Origin of the sequence: Microcystis sp. M53602_WE12 (assembly GCF_030065455.1) — a bacterium.
Lineage (GTDB): Bacteria > Cyanobacteriota > Cyanobacteriia > Cyanobacteriales > Microcystaceae > Microcystis > Microcystis aeruginosa.
This window is the reverse complement of the sequence record NZ_JASJFB010000308.1, coordinates 1-5666: the sequence shown is the minus strand read 5'-3', so window position 1 is coordinate 5666 and position 5666 is coordinate 1. Positions and strand designations below refer to the sequence as shown.

Sequence of the window (5666 nt, the reverse complement as noted above, 5' to 3'; positions counted from 1 at the left end):
TGTCCGTAACTACTTAATCGCAGTTATCTCCGTGGTGATGATGGGTGTGGGAGTTGCCGATCTCGTCAATAATCCCTCCCGAATCGCTCAACAAAACCGTCTTGATGGTTATGGTCGCTATGTTAGCGCTGGTTTGGTTAGTGGTGCGGTCAATAATATGCGTTAATTTGCCTCTGATTCTCAATCCTGTTGAAAAGGTGTGAGGAATTATGAATTATGAATTATGAATTATGAACTGGGGAGAATAAATAAAAATAATCTCCTGATAACTGATAACTGATAACTGATAACTGATAACTGATAACTGATAACTGATAACTAATAACTGATAACTAATAACTGATAACTGATAACTGCTTAAACCCAAGAATGGAGAGCGCGTAATTGAGGGGTTTTTTTAGCTTGGTGGGTCTGCATTCTTTGTAAAACATCATCAAGAATTGTCACCGCTTCGCGGATATATTCCCCCTTATTCAGCATGACACATTCGGCCCTTTCGGCCATAGCGGCATCGGTAATCTCGGCCCGGGAGGGAATACTTTTCTTGACCAGATTTTCTAGGACTTGGGTAGCCCAAATTACTGGAATATGGGCTGCTTCGCATAACCAGAGAATTTCCTCTTGAATTTCTGCTAGTCTTTGATAGCCAATTTCTACGGCCAAATCACCCCGAGCAATCATCACCCCAAAAGGTTGTTTACCGGCGGCATGGATGATTAATTCCGGTAGATTTTTCACGGCTAAAGGTGTTTCTATTTTGGCCACAATTGCTTTTTGTCGCCAAGCATCCCCCAAACGACTTTGTAACTCTAGCTGTAGTGTCTCGATATCGCTGGCTTTTTGCACAAAAGAGTAACCGATAATATCGGCATTTTGGGCAATAAAATCTAAATCTTGCCGGTCTTTTGCGGTCAAAGGATCGATATTTAAGACGGTATCGGGGAAATTTAGGCCTTTATCTGCTTTGAGTTTTTCCCCTTTCTCCCTAGCGTGGGTAATTTTTAGTAAGAGACCTTCTGGCATTATGGCAATAACTTCAGCCCCAATATGACCATCATCAATCCAAACTTTCGCCCCGACGGGAATTTGGGGAATAATTTCCGGTTGGGAACAATTAGCCTGAAAATACTGAGGATGGGCAGTATGGGGCGGTTGGGTGGTTAAGAGGAGAAAATCCCCTTGATATAGTCTGGTTTGGGACTGGGGGGCTAAAATCTGTTCTAAACGGATTTTTGGGCCAGCTAAGTCCATATAAACCTTACAGGTATGTCCATTGACTAAATTTTCGGGATTTTTGACCGCCTCGCGCAGATTTTCGATCATTCCCTGCCACTCTTTGGGTCCATCATGGGCGCAATTAATGCGAATACAGTCCATCCCGCAACGCAGTAATTGAGCGATAAAATCGGGGTCGGTTGCCGCCTCCGTCGGCATTGTCACCATAATTCGCACCCGACGCCGGGGGGAAGGCAGACCGAAAACTTCGGCGCTATGGGAGGCTAAAAGTTGATCTCCTTGGAAAAATGCCTCTAAAGGGGGATGTTTGGGTAATAATGAGGCTTCTTGATGACAAACCGCCCCTAAAGTGGCAATTACCGCATCGAGAGTCGGTAAAACTTTCGATTCAATCCGGCCTAGGGAAGATAATCCCCAGGGCATTAAAGCTAATTGTAAATCCCGGATATCTTCTTGTCTCAGGGCGAGATAATAGGCTAAATTACGGGTGCTAGGTTGAAAATTCTCCTTTTCAATGAGGTTTTTCCACTGCTGCAATTTCTCCTCTCCTTCCACTGTCACAAAATGCCGTAACCTTTGCAGATGATGGAGGAGAGTTTGGGGGTAGGATAATTGTTCTCGTTTGAGTTGTTCTGAGAGAGTTAAAGACATAAAATTGAGTAAAAAGTAAAAATCGTCAATTAAGTAGGGAGGCACAATTATTTGTAGGATGGGTTAGCGGTAGCGTAACCCATGCGGGCGTTGGGTTTCATGCTTCAACCCAACCTACGTTCATCTTATATTTAATTCCACCCACCTACTTACTAAGGCAATACTTGCCTAGAAAATGCTCACTTTCGCCGCTTATATTGCTTTTGGCTGGTTATGGGGTCAGTTCTCAGGTATAATCTCTCTGTTTCTATACTAAGCAAATATCCCGTCTCTAGAAGTTAATTTTTGCTACGATTTATGTCGGTTATCTTAACGGTGAGGTGGAAAGTTTTAGGTTTCGTTTTCTGTGGTCGGTGGTGGATACTAGAAAGGCTAGGTTGATTGGTGAAAAATTATCGATAAGCTTCCTTGTCTTATGCCTTTGATAAAATTAAAAATAATGGCGGACATTGGTTGAATCAATTATCTTTTTTGAGCTATATTAAAGGTGACTAAAGTAATTAGTAACTACAGTATTAAGTTTTATGAAGGGAGGGAATGCTCCAGAATCGCGACTATAATGATTAAACAGATCATTCCTGTGTCGGCGAGAGCGAGAAAATATGTCTGCCACTGAATACGAAGCAATTATCGGTTTAGAAACCCACTGTCAACTGAACACCAGAAGCAAGATATTTTGTTCCTGTCCCACCAACTTCGATAGTCCCCCCAATACTAACGTCTGTCCCGTCTGTTTGGGTTATCCTGGGGTATTACCCGTCCTTAACCAAGAAGTCCTGGCCAGTGCCGTTAAACTGGGATTAGCTATCGACGGTAAAATCACACCTCATAGCAAATTCGATCGCAAACAGTATTTTTATCCCGACCTGCCGAAAAATTATCAAATTTCCCAGTATGATCTCCCTATTGTCGAACAGGGTCAACTAGAAATCGAGATCGTCGATAAAAAAACTAAGGAAGTTAGCCGCAAAATTATCGGCATTACCCGTCTGCACATGGAAGAAGACGCGGGAAAACTGGTTCATGCTGGCAGCGAACGTCTCTCCGGTTCCACCCATTCCCTCGTGGATTTTAATCGTACAGGTGTACCATTATTGGAAATCGTCTCGGAACCGGATTTACGCACTGGGGCCGAAGCGGCGGAATATGCCCAAGAATTAAGGCGTTTAGTGCGTTATCTCGGCATCAGTGACGGTAATATGCAGGAAGGTTCCCTGCGCTGCGATGTCAATATTTCCGTTCGCAAAAAAGGCACTAAAAAGTTCGGGACTAAGGTAGAAATTAAAAATATGAACTCCTTTAGTGCTATCCAAAAAGCCATAGAATACGAGATCGATCGACAAATTGAAGCGATCGAAAATGGCGAACCAATCGTACAGGAAACCCGTCTTTGGGAAGAAGCTACTCAACGGACGATTAGTATGCGGAAAAAAGAAGGTTCTAGCGATTATCGCTATTTTCCCGAACCGGATTTACCCCCCCTGGAAGTCTCCCCCGAACAGTTAAAAGCTTGGGCAGAAGAATTACCGGAATTACCCGCTCGTAAACGTCGTCGTTATGAAGAAGAATTTGGTCTTTCCCCCTACGATGCCAGGGTTTTAACCGATGATCGCACCGTGGCCGAATATTTTGAAACTGCGGTAATTGCGGGGGCAAATGCGAAATTAGTCGCTAACTGGATCAGTCAAGATATCGCCGCTTATTTGAATAATAATAAGCTGACGATCACAGAAATTGCCCTGCAAGCACCAGACTTAGCGGAATTAGTTAAACTGATTGAAACGGGAACAATTAGTGGCAAAATTGCTAAGGAAATTTTACCAGAACTTCTCAGCCAAGGCGGTTCACCAAAAGCGCTGGTGGAAAAGAAAGGATTAATACAAATTTCTGACAATTCTGCGATCGAAAAACTGATCGAGGAAATTATCGCCTCCCATCCAAGCGAGTTAGAAAAATTCCGGGCGGGTAAAACCAATCTTAAGGGATTTTTTGTCGGTCAAGTCATGAAAAAAAGCGGCGGTAAAGCCGATCCTAAATTAACTAGCCAAATCTTAGATCAAAAACTTTCTGGTTAGTTATATTAAGTGATCAGTAATCAGTAAACAGTAATCAGTGGGGAGCTTTTTTTCAGTGATCAGTAAACAGTGATCAGTAAACAGTAAACAGTGAACTTAAAACTCAAATCTGATAACTGGTAACTGATAACTGATAACTGATAACTGGTAACTGATAACTGATAAGTAGCTGGTTATAATTAAATTGAAGATAGATTTTAGGTTCGATCCCCCCTGCCCCCCTTGATAAGGGGGGTGCCGGTAGGCGGGGGGATCCCCCCTTAATAAGAGGGGCATCTGATAACTTTTAACGCCTACTTACTTAACTGATAACTGATAACTGATAACTGAAAATGACCTCGCAATTAAAGCCTAATAGCCCAAAAATCCTCGCTGTTGTCAACGGTAAAGGTGGTGTGGGTAAAACCACCACTGCGGTCAATTTAGCGGCAATTTGGGGGCAGAATCAGCGTGTTTTGCTGGTGGATGCGGATCCGCAGGGTTCCTCCACTTGGTGGGTAGAAAGAAATCAAGCGGGTATGGTATTTGATTTAGCCAAGCAAATTAATACCGAGAAATTAGGAGAATTGCGTCAAATTATCGAGTACGATCTGATCGTGATTGACACACCACCAGCTTTGCGCTCCGAATTACTGACGGCAGTAATAGCAGAATCAGATTATTTAATTTTACCGACTCCTCCCGCACCGATGGATTTAATGGCTTTAATTGACACGGTACGCACGGCAGTTAAACCCCTAGGAATTGCCTATCGGGTTTTGTTAACAAAAGTGGATTCCCGTAGTCTTAAGGAAACTTTGGAAGCACAAAATACTTTATTAGAATTAGGTATTCCTGCCTGTCATGCTTTTGTCAGAAATTATAAGGCCCACGAAAAAGCCGTTTTAGACGGGGTAGCTATTACCAATTGGCGCGGTAAAAATGCCCAAGAAGCCAGTGCCGATTATCGTCGTGTGGCCGAAGAATTAGAACGGGATTGGTAGATTTATCGACAGGTTTTCTAAGCACAATATTTTTGCAGTAAAGAAATGACTAAATCTAGACCATCGGGCTGAACTTGAACAGTATAGGCTTCGGCTTCAATTTGTCTGCTAAAACCCTGATAATTCATAAAAAATCTTCTGGTCATTGCTGGTGGTTCTATGGCTAAATTAAGAGCTTTAACTGTTTTGCCTCCATGACAAAGTTGAGCGGCATGGACAGCTTCATGAATTAATGTTGGTCGGGCAATACCTAAGTCAAAAACTAGGGGATGAATCCAAATAATTCTAGTTTTACTATCAAATAAACCGTAGGCTCCTCGCACTGGTGGCGGGGCAATTTTGACGATGAAATTGTGTTTTTCTAGAGCTTTTTGCAGCTGGAGAAAATCAGGGTTTGCCGCCGATAAATTTTCTCCTGCAGCTAATTGCATCCCTAGAAAAACAGCAGCGATTGTGTAATAAATGCCCATCAGGTGATAGTTCCTATTAAAAAAATAAGTAGTCGTGCAAAATTAATTTCCTAGTCGAGACAGGAGACAGGAGACGGGATACAGCTATTAGGGATCGGATTTGAGTTTTCAGTTCTCTGTTTGCTCACATCAGCAGAAGTCTGACGGAGTAGTGGCTTAGATGTGTAATTAGGGTTTGCTGAATAATGGTAAAACCCTTTTAAAATAAAGCTTTTGACCTGTTAAAGTCCGATGTTAGTGCAAGAAAATAG

At 42.6% G+C, this 5666-nt stretch carries 4 protein-coding genes; 2 read left to right on the top strand and 2 right to left on the bottom strand.

Annotation, left to right across the window (positions count from 1 at the left end; all coding sequences use genetic code 11):
- Nucleotides 1–357 precede the first annotated feature (357 nt).
- Nucleotides 358–1887: a pyruvate kinase gene (locus tag PX482_RS11010; RefSeq protein WP_287969837.1), complete on the bottom strand. Its 1530-nt coding sequence runs from the start codon at nucleotides 1885–1887 to the stop codon at nucleotides 358–360.
- 602 nt (nucleotides 1888–2489) lie between these two features.
- Here PX482_RS11010 and gatB point away from each other — a divergent pair.
- On the top strand, nucleotides 2490–3962 hold the full coding sequence (gatB, locus tag PX482_RS11005; protein ID WP_002763085.1) for an Asp-tRNA(Asn)/Glu-tRNA(Gln) amidotransferase subunit GatB: 1473 nt from the start codon (nucleotides 2490–2492) through the stop codon (nucleotides 3960–3962).
- Between the two features lie 332 nt (nucleotides 3963–4294).
- A complete protein-coding gene (locus PX482_RS11000; protein WP_002745320.1) occupies nucleotides 4295–4945 on the top strand; it encodes a ParA family protein in 651 nt (216 codons plus the stop codon).
- 17 nt (nucleotides 4946–4962) lie between these two features.
- Here PX482_RS11000 and PX482_RS10995 read toward each other — a convergent pair whose 3' ends face one another.
- Nucleotides 4963–5415: a DUF8637 domain-containing protein gene (locus tag PX482_RS10995; RefSeq protein ID WP_002763084.1), complete on the bottom strand. Its 453-nt coding sequence runs from the start codon at nucleotides 5413–5415 to the stop codon at nucleotides 4963–4965.
- Between the last annotated feature and the right edge of the window lie 251 nt (nucleotides 5416–5666).

Bases quoted from the DNA above. Each gene is read 5' to 3' on its own strand.
- PX482_RS11010 (WP_287969837.1), bottom strand. From the start codon at position 1,887: ATGTCTTTAACTCTCTCAGAACAACTCAAACGAGAACAATTATCCTAC.
- gatB (WP_002763085.1), top strand. From the start codon at position 2,490: ATGTCTGCCACTGAATACGAAGCAATTATCGGTTTAGAAACCCACTGT.
- PX482_RS11000 (WP_002745320.1), top strand. From the start codon at position 4,295: ATGACCTCGCAATTAAAGCCTAATAGCCCAAAAATCCTCGCTGTTGTC.
- PX482_RS10995 (WP_002763084.1), bottom strand. From the start codon at position 5,415: ATGGGCATTTATTACACAATCGCTGCTGTTTTTCTAGGGATGCAATTA.